The organism is Nitrospirota bacterium (genome assembly GCA_016235245.1).
In the GTDB taxonomy this organism is placed as follows: domain Bacteria; phylum Nitrospirota; class Thermodesulfovibrionia; order Thermodesulfovibrionales; family UBA6898; genus UBA6898.
This window is the reverse complement of the sequence record JACRLO010000001.1, coordinates 37,293-52,180: the sequence shown is the minus strand read 5'-3', so window position 1 is coordinate 52,180 and position 14,888 is coordinate 37,293. Positions and strand designations below refer to the sequence as shown.

The 14,888-nt window shown below is 49.7% G+C and carries 16 protein-coding genes; 11 read left to right on the top strand and 5 right to left on the bottom strand.

Going from position 1 to position 14,888, the window contains the following annotated elements; translation table 11 throughout:
* The gene (gene mqnB, locus HZB31_00255) at positions 1-747 is read right to left on the bottom strand and encodes a futalosine hydrolase (GenBank protein ID MBI5846385.1); all 747 of its coding nucleotides are present in this window, start codon (positions 745-747) and stop codon (positions 1-3) included.
* 187 nt (positions 748-934) lie between these two features.
* On the opposite strand from mqnB, the gene rpsB reads away from it, so the two are divergent.
* From rpsB to HZB31_00225, 6 genes are read left to right on the top strand one after another with little or no spacing between them, the layout of a single operon-like run.
* The gene (gene rpsB / locus HZB31_00250) at positions 935-1,699 is read left to right on the top strand and encodes a 30S ribosomal protein S2 (protein ID MBI5846384.1); all 765 of its coding nucleotides are present in this window, start codon (positions 935-937) and stop codon (positions 1,697-1,699) included.
* Complete coding sequence (locus HZB31_00245; protein MBI5846383.1) at positions 1,696-2,601, top strand: elongation factor Ts; 906 nt, start codon at positions 1,696-1,698, stop codon at positions 2,599-2,601. The genes rpsB and HZB31_00245 overlap by 4 nt, the downstream gene beginning before the upstream one ends.
* Positions 2,602-2,612: 11 nt before the next feature.
* On the top strand, positions 2,613-3,230 hold the full coding sequence (locus tag HZB31_00240) for a UMP kinase (protein ID MBI5846382.1): 618 nt from the start codon (positions 2,613-2,615) through the stop codon (positions 3,228-3,230).
* Positions 3,199-3,756, top strand: coding sequence for a ribosome recycling factor (frr, locus tag HZB31_00235; GenBank protein ID MBI5846381.1), 558 nt, complete (start codon positions 3,199-3,201; stop codon positions 3,754-3,756). Before HZB31_00240 ends, frr begins: the two co-directional genes overlap by 32 nt.
* Position 3,757: 1 nt before the next feature.
* Positions 3,758-3,895, top strand: coding sequence for a hypothetical protein (locus HZB31_00230; GenBank protein MBI5846380.1), 138 nt, complete (start codon positions 3,758-3,760; stop codon positions 3,893-3,895).
* Entirely contained in the window at positions 3,895-4,632 is a 738-nt protein-coding gene (locus tag HZB31_00225; protein MBI5846379.1) for a TraR/DksA C4-type zinc finger protein, read from the top strand. The genes HZB31_00230 and HZB31_00225 overlap by 1 nt, the downstream gene beginning before the upstream one ends.
* Before the next feature lie 19 nt (positions 4,633-4,651).
* Here the strand turns inward: HZB31_00225 and pyrE are convergent, their stop codons facing one another.
* Positions 4,652-5,239 (bottom strand): orotate phosphoribosyltransferase, encoded by a 588-nt coding sequence (pyrE, locus tag HZB31_00220; protein MBI5846378.1) that lies wholly within the window; start codon positions 5,237-5,239, stop codon positions 4,652-4,654.
* Positions 5,240-5,356: 117 nt separating this feature from the next.
* Here pyrE and HZB31_00215 point away from each other — a divergent pair, with 117 nt between their 5' ends.
* Together HZB31_00215 and uvrB are read left to right on the top strand one after the other, a co-directional pair.
* Complete coding sequence (locus HZB31_00215; protein MBI5846377.1) at positions 5,357-6,037, top strand: HAD hydrolase-like protein; 681 nt, start codon at positions 5,357-5,359, stop codon at positions 6,035-6,037.
* Entirely contained in the window at positions 6,037-8,034 is a 1,998-nt protein-coding gene (gene uvrB / locus HZB31_00210) for an excinuclease ABC subunit UvrB (protein ID MBI5846376.1), read from the top strand. The genes HZB31_00215 and uvrB overlap by 1 nt, the downstream gene beginning before the upstream one ends.
* A 39-nt stretch (positions 8,035-8,073) precedes the next feature.
* Here the strand turns inward: uvrB and rpsA are convergent, their stop codons facing one another.
* From rpsA to HZB31_00195, 3 genes are all read right to left on the bottom strand, one after another.
* Entirely contained in the window at positions 8,074-9,561 is a 1,488-nt protein-coding gene (gene rpsA / locus HZB31_00205; GenBank protein ID MBI5846375.1) for a 30S ribosomal protein S1, read from the bottom strand.
* Positions 9,562-9,696: 135 nt separating this feature from the next.
* Complete coding sequence (locus HZB31_00200; GenBank protein MBI5846374.1) at positions 9,697-10,044, bottom strand: YraN family protein; 348 nt, start codon at positions 10,042-10,044, stop codon at positions 9,697-9,699.
* A 3-nt stretch (positions 10,045-10,047) separates the two neighbouring features.
* A complete protein-coding gene (locus HZB31_00195) occupies positions 10,048-10,470 on the bottom strand; it encodes a hypothetical protein (GenBank protein MBI5846373.1) in 423 nt (140 codons plus the stop codon).
* 267 nt (positions 10,471-10,737) lie between these two features.
* Between HZB31_00195 and pilB the strand changes: the two genes are divergently transcribed.
* Genes pilB through HZB31_00180 form a run of 3 tightly spaced genes read left to right on the top strand, consistent with a single transcriptional unit; the run spans position 10,738 to position 14,888 of the window.
* The gene (gene pilB / locus HZB31_00190; protein MBI5846372.1) at positions 10,738-12,570 is read left to right on the top strand and encodes a type IV-A pilus assembly ATPase PilB; all 1,833 of its coding nucleotides are present in this window, start codon (positions 10,738-10,740) and stop codon (positions 12,568-12,570) included.
* A gap of 11 nt (positions 12,571-12,581) precedes the next feature.
* Complete coding sequence (locus HZB31_00185) at positions 12,582-13,673, top strand: type IV pilus twitching motility protein PilT (GenBank protein ID MBI5846371.1); 1,092 nt, start codon at positions 12,582-12,584, stop codon at positions 13,671-13,673.
* A 6-nt stretch (positions 13,674-13,679) separates the two neighbouring features.
* Positions 13,680-14,888, top strand: coding sequence for a type II secretion system F family protein (locus HZB31_00180; protein ID MBI5846370.1), 1,209 nt, complete (start codon positions 13,680-13,682; stop codon positions 14,886-14,888).

Here is a 14,888-nt window from a genome sequence, read left to right as displayed (position 1 = left end):
TCAGAGCGTTTTGATGTATTCGAGCGCTGCCTTCTGGCAGTTCTCTGCAGCAAGCGGCACATGCCATGCTGCCCTGTCCCTAACGCCGGCCATGTTGCTGATGCCGCGCATCTCGATCATCGGAACGTCATAAAGCGTGCAGATATGGGCAATGGCAGCTCCTTCCATATTCTCACAAATAGCGCTGAAACGACGCTCAAGTTCCAGTGCCCTCTTCTTTGTGCCGGTGCAGGTGGAGAGCGTCAAAAAAGTCCCTTTTTTGACCGTAATTCGTGATGAGTGATGAGTGATGAGTTGGGCAGCCTTAACAGCCTTAATTGCGAGTTTTCGATCAATGAGGAACTCGTTGAAATAGTTTTTCCTGCCCTTTTTAACGAGCGGTATGCCGATAAGATCTATGCCGTGAAACCCGTCCTTCAGCAGGACTCCCTCGTCTCCGTAGATCTCTTTTTCTGCGATTGCCACATCCCCGGTTTTCATGCCTGATGAAGGATATGCACCGCCAATACCGATATTCATGACCACTGCAGGTGAAAATTCATGGATAAGACTCGTGGCGGCATGGGCAGCATTCACCTTGCCCATGCCGGAAATCATTAAAACGATACGCTTCCCGGACAGGCTGCCCTTAAAATAATGGCCCGTAACCCCTGTTTTTCCCCTCAGATCCCTGCAAAGCATGCCTGCCTCTGCAGAAACCGAGACAATGATCCCGATATCGGTTCTTTTCTTGTTTATCAATCTCATCCTCAACCTGTTATTCTTCTCATTATCATATCAGACACCTTGATAAAAAAGGGTTCCCTATGGTAGAGTTTCTAACCCGATTGCCTGTTTTACAGGCCGGGAAAATCGCACGCCGGCTACCGTTTCTGCCCCTGGTCCCGAAAGGGTAGGCAGAACAGGCGGAGGAAAAACCCAAGGAGGAGTACCAATGGTAGTTTCAATGAAAGAGTTGCTTGAGGCCGGAGTACATTTTGGTCATCAGGTGAAGCGCTGGAATCCCAAGATGAAGAGATACATCTTCGGAGAAAGAAATGGCATCTATATCATCGACCTGCAGAAAACACTGAAAGGTCTTGAAGATGCGTACCGTTTTGTCAGGGAGACAGCAGCAACGGGTGCAAGTGTGTTGTTCGTCGGCACCAAGAAACAGGCACAGGACGCAGTTATGGAAGAGGCGAAGCGCTGCTCTTCCTATTGCGTCAACCAGAGATGGCTTGGCGGTATGCTGACCAATTTCACCACAATCAAGAAGAGCATCGAGCGGCTTAAGAAACTCGAGACTATGAAAGAGGACGGCACACTCGGCCTTCTTACCAAAAAAGAGGCAGCAGCGCTTGAAAAGGAGCGCATAAAGCTCGACAAGAACCTTTCAGGCATCAAGGACATGAAAGGAACTCCTGGCGTTATCTTTATAATCGATCCCAAAAAAGAGAAGATTGCGATTCAGGAGGGAAAGAAGCTCTCGATCCCGATCGTTGCGGTTGTTGATACGAACTGCGACCCTGATGAAGTTGATCATGTTATCCCCGGCAATGACGACGCTATCCGCGCCATCAAGCTCATGGCCTCCAAGATCGCCGATGCAGTGCTCGAAGGCAGGGCCATCCTGAACAAGGAGACGGCCCAGGAAGAAGAAAAGGCCAAGATCGAGGAAGGCGTTGCAGAGGCAGCCGCTGCAGAGGTAACAGAATGACAGAAATTTCAGCGGCAGCGGTAAAAGACCTCAGGGAAAAGACCGGCGCAGGCATGATGGAGTGCAAAAAGGCACTCACCGATGCCGGCGGTGATTTCGAAAAAGCAATAGACATTCTCAGGCAGAAAGGGCTTGCCTCCGCCGCAAAGAAGGCATCCCGCTCGGCTTCACAGGGCCTGATCAGTTCCTTTATCCAGGCAGACAAGGTCGGGGTCATGGCAGAGATTAACTGCGAGACTGACTTTGTGGCAAGGACCGATGATTTCCAGGAACTGATGAAAAACGTGATGGAACAGGTTGCGGCTGCAAAGCCGACCACCGTGTCTTTAGAAGAGTCTCCGTCGGAAAAACCGGAAAACTGCCTGCTCGAGCAGGTTTTTGTGAATGATCCCGGAAAGACAAAGAAGATCAAAGACCTGGTGACCGAAAAGGTCGCAAAGCTCGGCGAAAATATCGTTATCAGGAGGTTCGTCCGTTATCAGGCAGACAACGGACTGGTCGGCGCTTACATCCATATGGACAAGATCGGTGTTATGGTTGCCGCAGACTCTGCTGCAAATGCTGATGAGCTTCGGCCCCTGATAAAAGATGTCGCAATGCATATTGCAGCCGCCAATCCCTCATTCATATCCAGGGACCAGATCCCGCAGGATGTTATCGAGCGGGAAAAGGCGATATACCGGGCACAGGTGACTGGCAAGCCTGCCGATATCACCGAGAAGATCGTCGTCGGCAAGCTGGAGAAGTATTACGGCGATGTCTGTCTTCTGGAACAGATATTTGTGAAAGATCCGGAAGGCAAAAAGAAGGTCAAGGACGTTATCGGCGCTGGCACGACCATTACGAACTTTACCCGTTTTCAGCTTGGCGAAACACAGCCGGCTGAACCGAAGAGCTGTTAGGGAGATACATTATGCCGCGTATCTCTGTTGTTATCGGCGGCGGCAATATATTCAGGGGCGTTCAGGCAAGCCTCGAAGGCATGGAGCGGGCATCTGCAGATTATATGGGGATGCTCGCAACCGTCATCAACGCCCTTGCACTCCAGAACGCTCTCGAAAAACATAAGGTGCCTACACGTGTCCAGTCGGCAATTGAGATGCAGGAGCTCTGCGAGCCCTACATCAGGCGCAAAGCGATCCGTCATCTTGAAAAGGGTCGGGTAGTCATCTTTGCCGCCGGCACCGGCAATCCCTACTTTACGACTGACACAGCAGCAGCCCTTCGGGCAATGGAGATCAATGCAGATATTATCATGAAAGGCACCAAGGTGGATGGTGTCTATTCTGCAGATCCGGTAAAAAACCCGAAGGCAAAAAAATTCACTGAACTCACCTACCTCGATGTGCTCAAAAAGGGGCTCGGTGTCATGGACTCCACCGCCATCTCTCTCTGTATGGACAATAACCTGCCTATCGTGGTCTTCAGCCTGAGTGGCAAAGGCAATATCAGGAAGATTATTGAGGGAAAACGGATAGGCACGATCGTAAGGGGGAACAATGATCCAGGAATTAAGAAAAAAAACAAATGAACGGATGCAGACCTCTATCGAGGCGCTCAAGAAGAAATTTGCTTCCGTAAGAACCGGAAGGGCATCCCTGTCGCTTCTTGACGGCCTCACCGTAGATTACTATGGCACGCCGACGCCAATTCAGCAGGTCGCCAGCCTCAGTATTCCTGACAGCAGACAGATCTCGATCCAGCCGTGGGAACAGAAGATCATTCCGGAGATAGAAAAGGCTATTATGAAGTCTGACCTTGGTCTTACACCCATGAATGATGGCAAACTGATCAGGATCAATATCCCTGCCCTTACGGAGGAGCGGAGAAAACAGCTCGTAAAGGTTGTCAAAAAAGAAGCTGAAGATGCCAAGGTGGCTGTCCGGAATATCAGAAGAGACATCAATGAGGACCTGAAAAAGCTCGAAAAGGAAAAACATGTCAGTGAAGATGAGATAAAAAAAGAACACGATGAAGTTCAGAAGATCACAGACTCCTATGTCAAGAAGGTTGATGAGCTGCTTGAACATAAAGAAAAAGAGATAATGGAGGTATGACATGAACAGCAATTTTATGGTAAAAGTTGAGGATGCAAAGCTCCCCGATGTCCAGAAGGCTCTGCAGGCAGTAGGGATCAAGGTAAGAAGCATCATCGAGATATATAAAGAAGAAATAAAGAAAGAAGAGCCTGCCTGATGGCTGCTGCAAAAAAGAAGGCTCCAGCCAGGAAACAGGCAGCATCAGCAGCAAAAAAAACCGTGAAGGCCAAGGCAGATGTCAGTGCCAAGGCAAAGCCTCAAACACTCAAGGCTTCAGGGAAAAAGGTATCTGTCTCTGCACCTGCTAAGTCCCTGAAAAAGAAGAACGTGGCCCCTAAGAAGGCCGCTGTGGCAAAGTCTTCTTCTCTCAAGGCAAAAAAAAATGTCGCTATACCGTTAAGGGGGAAAACTGTGCCACAGAAAAAGGCTGCTGCCCAAAAGCCTGAAAATAAAGATTCGACATTGACAAAATCGACTGTTCCCAAAAAGGGTGCAGCCGTTGTTGCTCCTTCCAGTGAGCGTTTTCGGGGATTAAAGAGCATGTTGATCGCCAAGCGCGACGCATTACTTAAAGAGGCAAAGCAGGAGATCCAAAAATATGTAAGCGGTGAAAACCGTCAGCTTGTTGATACGGCTATTGACGAGGCAGATTGGGCTGCGGTGGAGATCTCGGAGGATATCAACCTCAAGAGGTTGAGTGCCCAAAGACAGCTCTTAAACGATGTTGAAGAATGCCTGAGAAAGGTCAATGAAGGCACGTATGGCATCTGCGAGGATTGCGGAGAAGAGATCAGCGAGAAGAGGCTGCGTGTTATTCCGACAGCAACGCTCTGCATTGACTGCAAGGAACAAAGAGAGAAGATGGCCATGCTGGATCAGGAATCAGAAATCTGATTACTACGGCAGCATCGGGTTATCCGATGCTGCCTTTTGTTTCCCCGTTTTTCAATCCCCGGTAAAGCTCCATCACCTCATCTCTGGTCACGACCGTATCGACCTTATAGCCGAGGTCTTCGATATTTTCCTTGCCGCCCTCCTGCCTGTCTACAAGCGCAATGACCTTCACGACATCGAGGCCGCCGTCTTTTGCCTTGGTGATTGCCTCGATCGTAGATTTGCCTGTCGTGATTACATCGTCAACGATAATAACCTTATCTCCTGCTGCAATATTTCCTTCAATCCACTGCATTGTGCCGTGGGCTTTGGCAGATTTGCGGCATACAAACGCCTCGATGGGACTTTTCTTCAGATAAGACGTATATGCTACCGCATTGGCAATGGGGTCTGCGCCGAGGGTAAGACCGCCAATGCCTTTAATGCCGGATTCCTTGATCATATCGAAGATGATCTGGCCGATGAGATACATGCCTTCGGGATGGAGCGCCACGGTTTTACAGTTGAAGTAGTAGTTGCTCATGCTGCCCGAAACAAGCTTGAAGGTCGGCTCCTCGCTGTATCTGAAAGCCTTTTCGTAAACAAGCTGAATAAGTCTCTTCTTCATTAGGTTACCCTGCCTCATGTTATTAAATTGAGCGCTATTATACCTGAGTTTGCCCGGTTCTTTCTGCCACCCAGGAACCTAATTGACTTGTAGCAGGAGCAGGCGATATTGTAAAAGATGAAATTCATACTGTTTGATATAGACGGAACGCTTATCGATTCAGGCGGGGCGGGTGTCAAGGCGCTGAACCGGGCGTTTGAAGAGATCTTCTCCGTAGGCGATGCCTTCAGGAGCATAAGCATGGCCGGGAAGACAGACCTTCAGATACTGACAGAGGGATTAAAACTGCACAATGTCGCGAGTTCCAATGGAGCTGTTCCCGCATTTTTCGAAAGCTATATAACCCATCTCAGGAATACTATTGATGCATCAGAAGGCCACGTAAAGGCCGGCATAAGGCAAGCACTTGCCGGGATCGAACAGAGTGGAGATTTCGTGCTCGGCCTCCTTACCGGTAATATCGAAGAAGGCGCCATGATAAAGCTGGAGGCTTTCGATCTGGCCAGATACTTTCAGATAGGCGCGTACGGAGACGATGATGCTGACAGGAACAGACTTCTGCCGATTGCAGTAGAAAAACTGAGGAGGAAAAGATCACTTGATATTGATTACCGAAAATGCGTTGTCATTGGAGATACCCCAAGGGATGTGGACTGCTCCAAGCCATATGGAGCCTGTTCGATTGCCGTTGCAACCGGTCCCTATTCATACGGATCGCTATCCGAAACAGCGGCAGACATGGTTTTTCAGGATCTTTCTGACACCGATACGTTACTTCGCCTGCTGAAGAGCTGGTGATGACCCCATTCAGGATTTCGACACCGTTTGAGCCCGGGGGGGACCAGCCACAGGCGATCAGAAGGCTCACTGAGGGAGTGAACAAGGGCAGGAAGCATCAGGTGCTGCTTGGTGTTACCGGCTCGGGAAAGACCTTTACAATCGCGCAGGTGATCGCAAAATTGGGGCGGCCTGCGCTTATCATGGCCCATAACAAGACGCTTGCTGCCCAGCTGTACGGCGAATTCAAGGAACTTTTTCCGGAGAATGCGGTCGAGTTTTTTGTGAGCTATTATGACTACTACCAGCCCGAGGCATACCTTCCAACTACTGATACCTATATAGAAAAAGACGCGCTCATCAACGACGACATAGACAGGCTGAGACACTCTGCAACGCGCGCTGTGCTCGAAAGAAGGGATGTGATCGTAGTGGCGTCGGTCTCCTGCATCTACGGCATAGGCTCTCCTCAGGATTACATGGATATGCACCTCTATCTTGAGGAGAATATGCAGTCTGAAAGGGACGCAGTCCTTGACAGGCTGGTCGAGATCCAGTACAAGCGGACAGATATCGAGTTCAAGCGGGGCAGTTTCAGAGTGCGGGGTGATGTGGTCGAGATTTACCCTTCTTTTGCACAGGACCGTGCAATTAGACTCGAATTCTTCGGCGATACGCTCGATGCCATCAGCGAGATAGACCCGCTGAGCGGCAACCGGATACGGAAGATGGACAAGATCGCCCTGTTCCCCAACAGCCATTGGCTTACGCCGAGGGACCGGCTCGAAACTGCGCTGAAGAATATCGAACAGGAGATGAAGGAGCAGGTCGAAAGGTTCCTGCAGCAGGGCAAGATCATCGAGGCGCGGAGGATCGAGGAACGGACGCGTTTTGACATGGAGATGCTGAAAGAGTTCAATTACTGCCACGGCATAGAGAACTACTCGCGTCATTTAAGCGGCAGAGCGGCCGGTGCGCCGCCCTATACGCTGATGCATTATTTCCCTGAGGACTTTTTGATGGTGATCGATGAATCACATGCGACCGTGCCCCAGATCCGGGGCATGTACGAAGGGGACCGGTCGAGAAAGCAGACGCTCATCGATTTCGGATTCAGGCTGCCATCGGCGCTTGACAACAGACCTCTGAAGTTCGATGAGTTTGCAGAGAAGGTCGGCCAGACCATTTATGTATCTGCAACACCCGCGCCGTATGAGGTGGAACATTCGGGCAGCAGGATCATTGAACAGATCATCCGGCCGACAGGCCTCCTTGACCCAAGGCCTTCTGTTCGTCCGGTTTCGGGTCAGGTCCAGGACCTGTTGGGCGAGATTCGCAAAAGAGCGGAAAAAGATGAACGGGTACTGGTGACGACGCTCACCAAAAAAATGGCAGAGGATCTGACCGATTATTATCTGGAACTCGGGATCAGGACCAGGTATCTGCACTCAGATATTGATACCCTCGAACGGGTGGAGATCATCAGAGACCTGCGACTGGGTAAATTCGATGTCCTCGTGGGTGTGAACCTGCTGAGGGAAGGGCTTGATCTGCCTGAGGTTTCGCTGGTGGCCATCCTCGATGCGGATAAGGAGGGCTTTCTCAGATCAGAGCGCTCGCTCATACAGACGACAGGGAGGGCAGCCCGAAATGTGAACGGGGAGGTAATATTTTATGCCGATAAGGTTACCGGCTCAATGAAAAAGGCTCTTGATGAAACGAACCGGAGGCGTACGCTGCAGGAGGCGCATAACCGGGAAATGGGTATCACGCCTGAAACGATAAAGAGCAGTATCAAGGACATTGCGGGTTCTATCTATGAGGCAGACTATTGGAATATACCAATTGCTGCAGAGGAAGAGGCTGAATATGGTGTTGACGAGGGAACGCTTAAGCGTCTGGATGCGGAGATGAAGGAAGCGGCCAAAAAACTCGATTTCGAACGCGCAGCAGTTATCCGGGATAAAATAAAAGAAATAAAAAAGAAGATGTTGGAGATAGGGGTGAAGAGTTCATAGCCCATGGTCGAAAACCATGAGCTATGAATGTGACAGAAGCTATTTTTTCCCTTCCAGTTTTGCCTTGAGGAGGTCGCCGAATGTTCCAAAGCTGGACGAAGAACCGGTCGTCTGGCCAGACTCGGTAAGATACTCCTGATATTCCTGTTTCACCACCATATCCATGGCAGCCTTTCTGCTGAGCTTGACCTTGTTGCTGTCCGTATCAACTTCGATGACCGTCACCTTCATCTCAGAGCCTTCAGGAAACATCTTCTTATGGTCAGCACCCTGGGAGGTCGCCATCTCATTGTTTGGAACGAGCCCTGTCAGGCCGCTCTTGAGCTTTACGAAAATGCCAAAGGGCATGATCTTTTCAACCCTGCCCTCAAGGGTTTCGCCAACCTCGGGAAGTGCGATCTTCTGGGGTTCTACTTTGGGATTTATCGAAAGGCTGATCTTTCTGCTTTCTTTATCTACTGCGAGGACATAGACCTCGACAGTCTGGCCGGTCTCGACCACTTCCCGGGGATGGTTGATCCTTCTTCCTGCTCCGAGGTTTGAAATATGAATAAGTCCGTCAATGCCAGGCTCAAGGTTTACGAAAGCGCCAAACGGAGCAAGGCGGACGATCTTCCCGCTGATTCGGCTTCCTTCCTTATAGGTATCTGCAATCTGTGTCCAGGGATCTGCTTCCATTGCCTTGAGGCTCAGGCTCAACTTATTCTTTTCCCAGTCAATAGAGAGAACCTTTGCGGTAACCTGTTGGCCAAGGGATAGAATATCCGAAGGCTTTTCGTTCCTTGCCCAGGACAGCTCACTTGCAGGGATAAGGCCGTCAATGCCGCCGAGGTCAACGAAGGCCCCGAAATTCATGACTGAACGGACCGTGCCGGTCACCTCTGCGCCGACCTGGAGGGTTTCCCTGAGTTTTTCAATTTTCTCAGTTTTTTCTTTTTCGAGAATTGCACGGCGCGAAAGGATGATGTTCCTGCCATTTTCTTCGAACTCAAGGACTTTGAACGGAAATGTGCGGCCAAGATAAACACCGCCTTCTCTGCCACCCTTGAGGTCAATCTGCGAAAAGGGGCAGAAGCATCTCACATCGCCGACAAGAACTTCAAAGCCGCCTTTTACTTCGCGCTTAATCTCACCTTGTACAGGTATTTCAGCTTCAAAGGCGTCGCGGATACTCTTGAGGCTTACCGCTGAGTACCCGTGCACCAGGGTCGTGAACTTCCGCAGGCCGCTCTCAACGGATATGAAAAAAGCGTCAATCACATCTCCTGCCTTTGCCTGTATATTGCCATCCTTGTCTTTGAACTCAATAAGATCGATGGCCCCTTCGCTTTTATCGGCGAGGTCAATAAAGGCCAGGTCGCCGGATATGCTGACGATCTTGGTCTTCAGCTTCTGGCCTGGTGAGAATCTGACAGACTGCTTGCTGCTCTGTGCGAGCAGTTCGGCAAAGCTCTCTTCCCGGGGAGCATTGGGGATATTCGTATCCGGCGAATCAGGTGAAGTGTTTTTTGCAGTTTCGGAATTCATGCGTGCATAACCTCTCAATAGTATTAAAATATATACCCGGACTGAATCACAATGGATTAATTAACAGCATGGCGGGTAATCAGTGTGCCATAAGTTTATAAGATTTGTTCCTTCTGAGTCAAACCGCCGGGCAGCTCAAACCTCAAAGGCGTCCTGAATATATTCAAGATCCGGCTTTCCGTTCTTCATGGAAATGCTGATAACGTCGAAGCGTGCAGGCACTTCTTTTCTGAATCTTTTCAGGTAGCTCATGGCGACTTTTGTGATTTTTGCCCGTTTGCGACTGGTCACTGCCTCGAATGGAGCACCATAGGCATCGCCTGTTCGTGTCTTTACTTCAATAAATACAATGATATTGCCGTCCTTCGCAATGAGGTCAATTTCCCCAAAAGGGGTGCGAAAGTTCTTTTCGATTACGGTCAACCCCTTTTCTTTGCAGAGAGCTGCTGCAAGGTCTTCCCCCTTCCTGCCGAGATTTTTCAACTGCTAATTACTTCCCTCCAGCCTCAGAAGCAGGGCCGGTATACTTTCCACGTCCTTAATGTCCTTCTGGCAGATCATCCTGAGCAATTCTCTGAATGCTGCATATTCTTCCCAATGTCCCGGCAGGTTTTCTCTCAATACCCTGAACAGGTTATCTCCCTTTGTGTCCCAATCAGGGAGCAATACGACTTTTGAGAACCTCTCGGCTAATTCCTCTGAAAAATCATAAAGCCCTTTGCCCCGGTGAAGCGGTATGATATCTCCGGATAGACCCAGCTTTCTCAGGGCCTGCAAGTCCTTCTTCCCTTCTACAACCACAGGGAAGCGTTTGTTGACTTCGCAGAGAGCCTCAATCACCTGATGGAGCCTTTCTGCGCGCTCAAGGTCTTCAGTTGTCGGCATTTTATGATCATGGTCGATGCTCATGGATATTGGCTTATTATAATCAATTGGGTGATTTAGTCACTAATAGCAGGCTGTTTAGGCCCAAGGGGAGGGCAGTGACAGGGCGGCTGACGCGAAAATATTTACGTAAGCATGAAAAAGATATTTTCTTATGGCGTTTTCGATGATGAACAGAAAAATGGGAGGTCTCAGGGCTTAGAAACTACTTGAAGATAAACAAGAAACATTGTAATTTTTATTAACAGTTTGTTTGTTGACAATAGCCCTATTTTCATATATTTTAATCATATGGCGGCCAAACTCGGGCAAATTCTCATTGCCTCAAGCATTATTACTGAGGACCAGTTGAAGCAGGCCCTTAACGCCCAGAAGAGGGAAGGCGGAAGGCTTGGAACCAACCTGGTAAAACTTGGCTTTATTATAGAAGATAAACTCGTTGCATTTCTGAGTAAGCAGTATGGTGTCCCTGCGATAAACCTTTCTGATTACAAGATCGATTCCGCGGTGCTCAAGCTTGTTCCTGCTGACATGGCAAAAAAGTATCTGATCATGCCTGTAGCAAGAGTCGGAGCAACGCTCACCATCGCAATGGCTGATCCTTCTAATGTTTTTGCGATAGACGATGTCAAGTTTATGACCGGCTATAATGTTGAAGTTGTGGTCTCGAGCGAGAGCGCAATTATTAATGGCATCACGACCTACTATCTCGGCAAGGGCGAAAATGTCCTTGCAACTACCGGTTCATCGCAAAAGTCGGCTGCAACAACGAACGCTATTCTTCAGGCAAAAGACTATACCTTCACCGACTCTGACCTGGCGGCGGGAGCCGATTTTGGAAGCACGGACGATGGCCCGCAAGTGAGCGTCGAAGACTTTGATTCGATCGTTGGTAACGCCCTGGATGGTGTCGACGTTCTTGAGGAAAGAGATGATTCAGAAGTAGTAAGGGACGTAGAAGCGCCGATTGTAAAGCTGGTCAATGGCATCTTCGTTAACGCTATTAAATCAGGCGCAAGCGATATCCATGTCGAGCCGTATGAGAACTCCCTGAGAGTGAGATACCGTGTTGACGGCGTCATGTACACGGTCATGAACCTTCCCACGAAGATCAAGGCTGCGCTTACTTCGAGAATCAAGATTATGTCCAAGCTTGATATTGCAGAGCGCAGACTTCCGCAGGACGGTCGAATCAAACTCAAGTTAGGCAAGAAGCGTGAGATCGACTTCCGCGTATCGGTTCTTCCCTGTCTGTTCGGCGAAAAGACGGTTCTCCGACTCCTTGACAAGGCCAATCTGCAGGTCGACCTGACAAAGCTTGGTTTTGAGGTTTCTGCAATGGACGATTTCATGGAGGCCCTCAATAAACCCTATGGCATGATCCTGGTAACCGGTCCTACGGGAAGTGGTAAGACTACGACACTGTATTCTGCATTGAACCACCTTAATAAAGCAGATACGAATATCATGACCGCTGAAGATCCGGTCGAATACAATTTCATGGGCATTAACCAGGTGCAGATGAAAGAGGAGATAGGGCTGACCTTTGCTGCAGCCCTGAGGTCATTCCTCCGGCAGGATCCGGATATAATCATGGTCGGTGAGATCCGGGACTTCGAGACTGCTGAAATCGGCGTCAAAGCCGCTCTGACAGGACATCTCGTGCTGAGCACACTTCATACCAATGATGCTCCGGGCACGATAAGCAGACTTTTGAATATGGGTATTGAGCCGTTTCTTGTTTCATCTGCGGTTATCCTTATTGTTGCCCAGAGGCTTGCTCGGAGGATCTGCTCCGGCTGCAAGGCGGAAGATCCTGTCCCGATGCTGGCCCTGACCAAGATCGGTTATCCCGAGGAAGAAGCTAAGAGTTTGAAGGTCTATAAAGGCAAGGGGTGCCCGACCTGCAACAATACCGGGTACAAAGGCAGAGTTGCTCTCTATGAGGTGATGCTTATCAAGGATGAACTCAAGGAACTGATTCTTGAAGGGGCGTCTTCTGCAGAGATCAAAAAGGCTGCAGTGCGGCTTGGCATGAAGACCTTAAGAATGAGCGGCATGACAAAGATTGCAGAAGGCGTAACGACTATCGAAGAAGTGTTACGCGTCACCTTTGGTGATTAAAGGAGAAGTGAATGGCGACAATTTATGATCTGCTGAAAGTCATGATTGAGAAAGGTGCCTCTGACCTTCATATCACGACTGGAAGCCCCCCGAGACTCAGGATCGATGGTAAGCTTATTCCCCTTGATCATCCACAGCTTACGCCTGTCGAGACAAAAACCCTGTCCTACAGCATCCTGACGGATGCACAGAAACACAAGTTTGAAGAGAATAACGAGCTTGATCTCTCTTTCGGCGTGAAAGGGCTGAGCAGATTCAGAGGAAATATTTTTATGCAGAGGGGTGCTGTGGCCGGAGCGTTCAGAACCATTCCCTTTGAGATCAAAACCTTTCAGGACCTGGGGCTCCCTGAGGTGGTGAATGACCTGGTAAAAAGGCCGCGTGGACTTATTCTCTGCACAGGGCCCACGGGCAGCGGCAAGTCGACGACTCTTGCCGCCATGGTCGACCGGATAAACTCGGAACGTTATGATCATATCATCACGGTTGAAGATCCTATCGAATATCTGCACGGGCACAAAAAATGTCTTATCAACCAGAGAGAAGTCCATGCGGACACTTCCTCGTTCAAGGCAGCGCTCCGGTATGTTCTCAGGCAGGACCCTGATGTTGTACTTATCGGTGAGATGAGAGACCTTGAAACGATCGAAGCAGCGCTGACTGTTTCTGAAACCGGTCACCTGACTCTCGCAACGCTTCATACCAACTCGGCAGTGCAGACCATTAACCGAATCATCGATGTTTTCCCTCCGCACCAGCAGGAGCAGATTCGCGTTCAACTCTCCTTTGTTCTTGAAGGTGTATTGTCTCAGCAGTTGATTGCGAAAAAATCAGGCAAGGGGAGAGCGCTTGCCATCGAACTGCTTGTGCCGAACGCTGCCATCAGAAACCTGATCCGTGAGGACAAGATCCACCAGATTTATTCCATGATGCAGACAGGTCAGGGCAAGTTCGGAATGCAGACGATGAACCAGTCGCTCATTGAGCTGTATACCAAGGGACATATCGCATATGAAGATGCAATCGCCAGGTCGCCGGTACCTGAAGAAATAATCCAGATGTTGCAGAGGCTCAGTTCTTCTCCCTCTGCGCGTGGGAGGTAATAGTTCATGGCAACGATATTTGAATGGTCAGGTAAGACAACCAAGGGATTGATAGAGACCGGTGAGATTGCCGCCAACTCGAAGGACGAGGTGATTGCCCAGCTGAGAAAGAGGAGTATTACCGCTACACTGGTCCGCCCAAAGGAAAAGGCCGCAAGCAGGCTCAGTTTCGGCGGCGGGGTCAAAGACAAGGACATCGTTATTTTTACCCGGCAGTTTGCCACTATGATAGATGCAGGTCTGCCGCTTGTTCAGGCCCTTGATATCCTTTCACAGCAGGTTGAGAGCAAGTCGCTGGCGAAAGCCCTTTCGATTATCAAGAGTGATGTCGAAGGAGGTGCTACCTATGCTGATGCGCTCAGGAAGCATCCCAAGGTCTTTACTGACCTGTATGCGAATATGGTGGCTGCTGGTGAATCAGGAGGTATTCTCGATACCATACTGAACAGGCTTGCAGCCTACATGGAAAAGGCGATGAAACTGAAGAAGAAGGTCAAGGGAGCGATGATCTATCCGATCGTTGTTTCGACGATAGCGATTGCAGTTATTGCGATCATCATGATCTTTGTTGTGCCGACTTTTTCAAAGATGTTTACATCTATGGGCGGCACACTTCCGCTGCCTACGCTGATGGTTATGAAGATCAGCAGTTTTCTTGCAGGTATCGGAGGAGTGATCACCGCGATGCTGATCGCTGCGGCAGTTGTCGGGTTTAAGCAGATCCGCAAGACCGAAAAAGGGACAGCCATGACCGATCGTCTCTTCCTAAAACTGCCCATTTTCGGTATTCTGCTCAGGAAGGTCGCGGTAGCCAAGTTTACCCGGACGCTCGGAACCTTGATCAGCAGCGGTGTCCCGATTCTGGACGGTCTTGAGATCACGGCAAAAACAGCGGGCAACAAGATTATCGAGTATGCAGTCATGGAGGTCAGGCAGGCCGTTACCGAAGGAAAGACGCTTGCTGAGCCGCTTATGAAATCCAAGGTTTTCCCGCCCATGGTCACACATATGATCTCGGTCGGTGAGGCCACCGGCGCACTCGACGCCATGCTTAACAAGATAGCTGATTTTTATGACGATGAAGTTGACGCTGCGGTCGGAAACCTGACCGCTATGATGGAGCCGATGCTCATGGTCTTCCTCGGAGGGTCGGTCGGATTTATTGTTATTGCCATGTATCTGCCCATATTCAAGCTAATCACCCTCATTAAGTAA

Coding starts and splice junctions, on each gene's coding strand:
- rpsB (MBI5846384.1), top strand. CDS start 935: ATGGTAGTTTCAATGAAAGAGTTGCTTGAGGCCGGAGTACATTTTGGT.
- frr (MBI5846381.1), top strand. CDS start 3,199: ATGATCCAGGAATTAAGAAAAAAAACAAATGAACGGATGCAGACCTCT.
- HZB31_00230 (MBI5846380.1), top strand. CDS start 3,758: ATGAACAGCAATTTTATGGTAAAAGTTGAGGATGCAAAGCTCCCCGAT.
- mqnB (MBI5846385.1), bottom strand. CDS start 747: ATGAGATTGATAAACAAGAAAAGAACCGATATCGGGATCATTGTCTCG.
- HZB31_00185 (MBI5846371.1), top strand. CDS start 12,582: ATGGCGACAATTTATGATCTGCTGAAAGTCATGATTGAGAAAGGTGCC.
- uvrB (MBI5846376.1), top strand. CDS start 6,037: ATGACCCCATTCAGGATTTCGACACCGTTTGAGCCCGGGGGGGACCAG.
- HZB31_00240 (MBI5846382.1), top strand. CDS start 2,613: ATGCCGCGTATCTCTGTTGTTATCGGCGGCGGCAATATATTCAGGGGC.
- HZB31_00225 (MBI5846379.1), top strand. CDS start 3,895: ATGGCTGCTGCAAAAAAGAAGGCTCCAGCCAGGAAACAGGCAGCATCA.
- pyrE (MBI5846378.1), bottom strand. CDS start 5,239: ATGAAGAAGAGACTTATTCAGCTTGTTTACGAAAAGGCTTTCAGATAC.
- rpsA (MBI5846375.1), bottom strand. CDS start 9,561: ATGAATTCCGAAACTGCAAAAAACACTTCACCTGATTCGCCGGATACG.
- pilB (MBI5846372.1), top strand. CDS start 10,738: ATGGCGGCCAAACTCGGGCAAATTCTCATTGCCTCAAGCATTATTACT.
- HZB31_00245 (MBI5846383.1), top strand. CDS start 1,696: ATGACAGAAATTTCAGCGGCAGCGGTAAAAGACCTCAGGGAAAAGACC.
- HZB31_00180 (MBI5846370.1), top strand. CDS start 13,680: ATGGCAACGATATTTGAATGGTCAGGTAAGACAACCAAGGGATTGATA.
- HZB31_00195 (MBI5846373.1), bottom strand. CDS start 10,470: ATGAGCATCGACCATGATCATAAAATGCCGACAACTGAAGACCTTGAG.
- HZB31_00215 (MBI5846377.1), top strand. CDS start 5,357: ATGAAATTCATACTGTTTGATATAGACGGAACGCTTATCGATTCAGGC.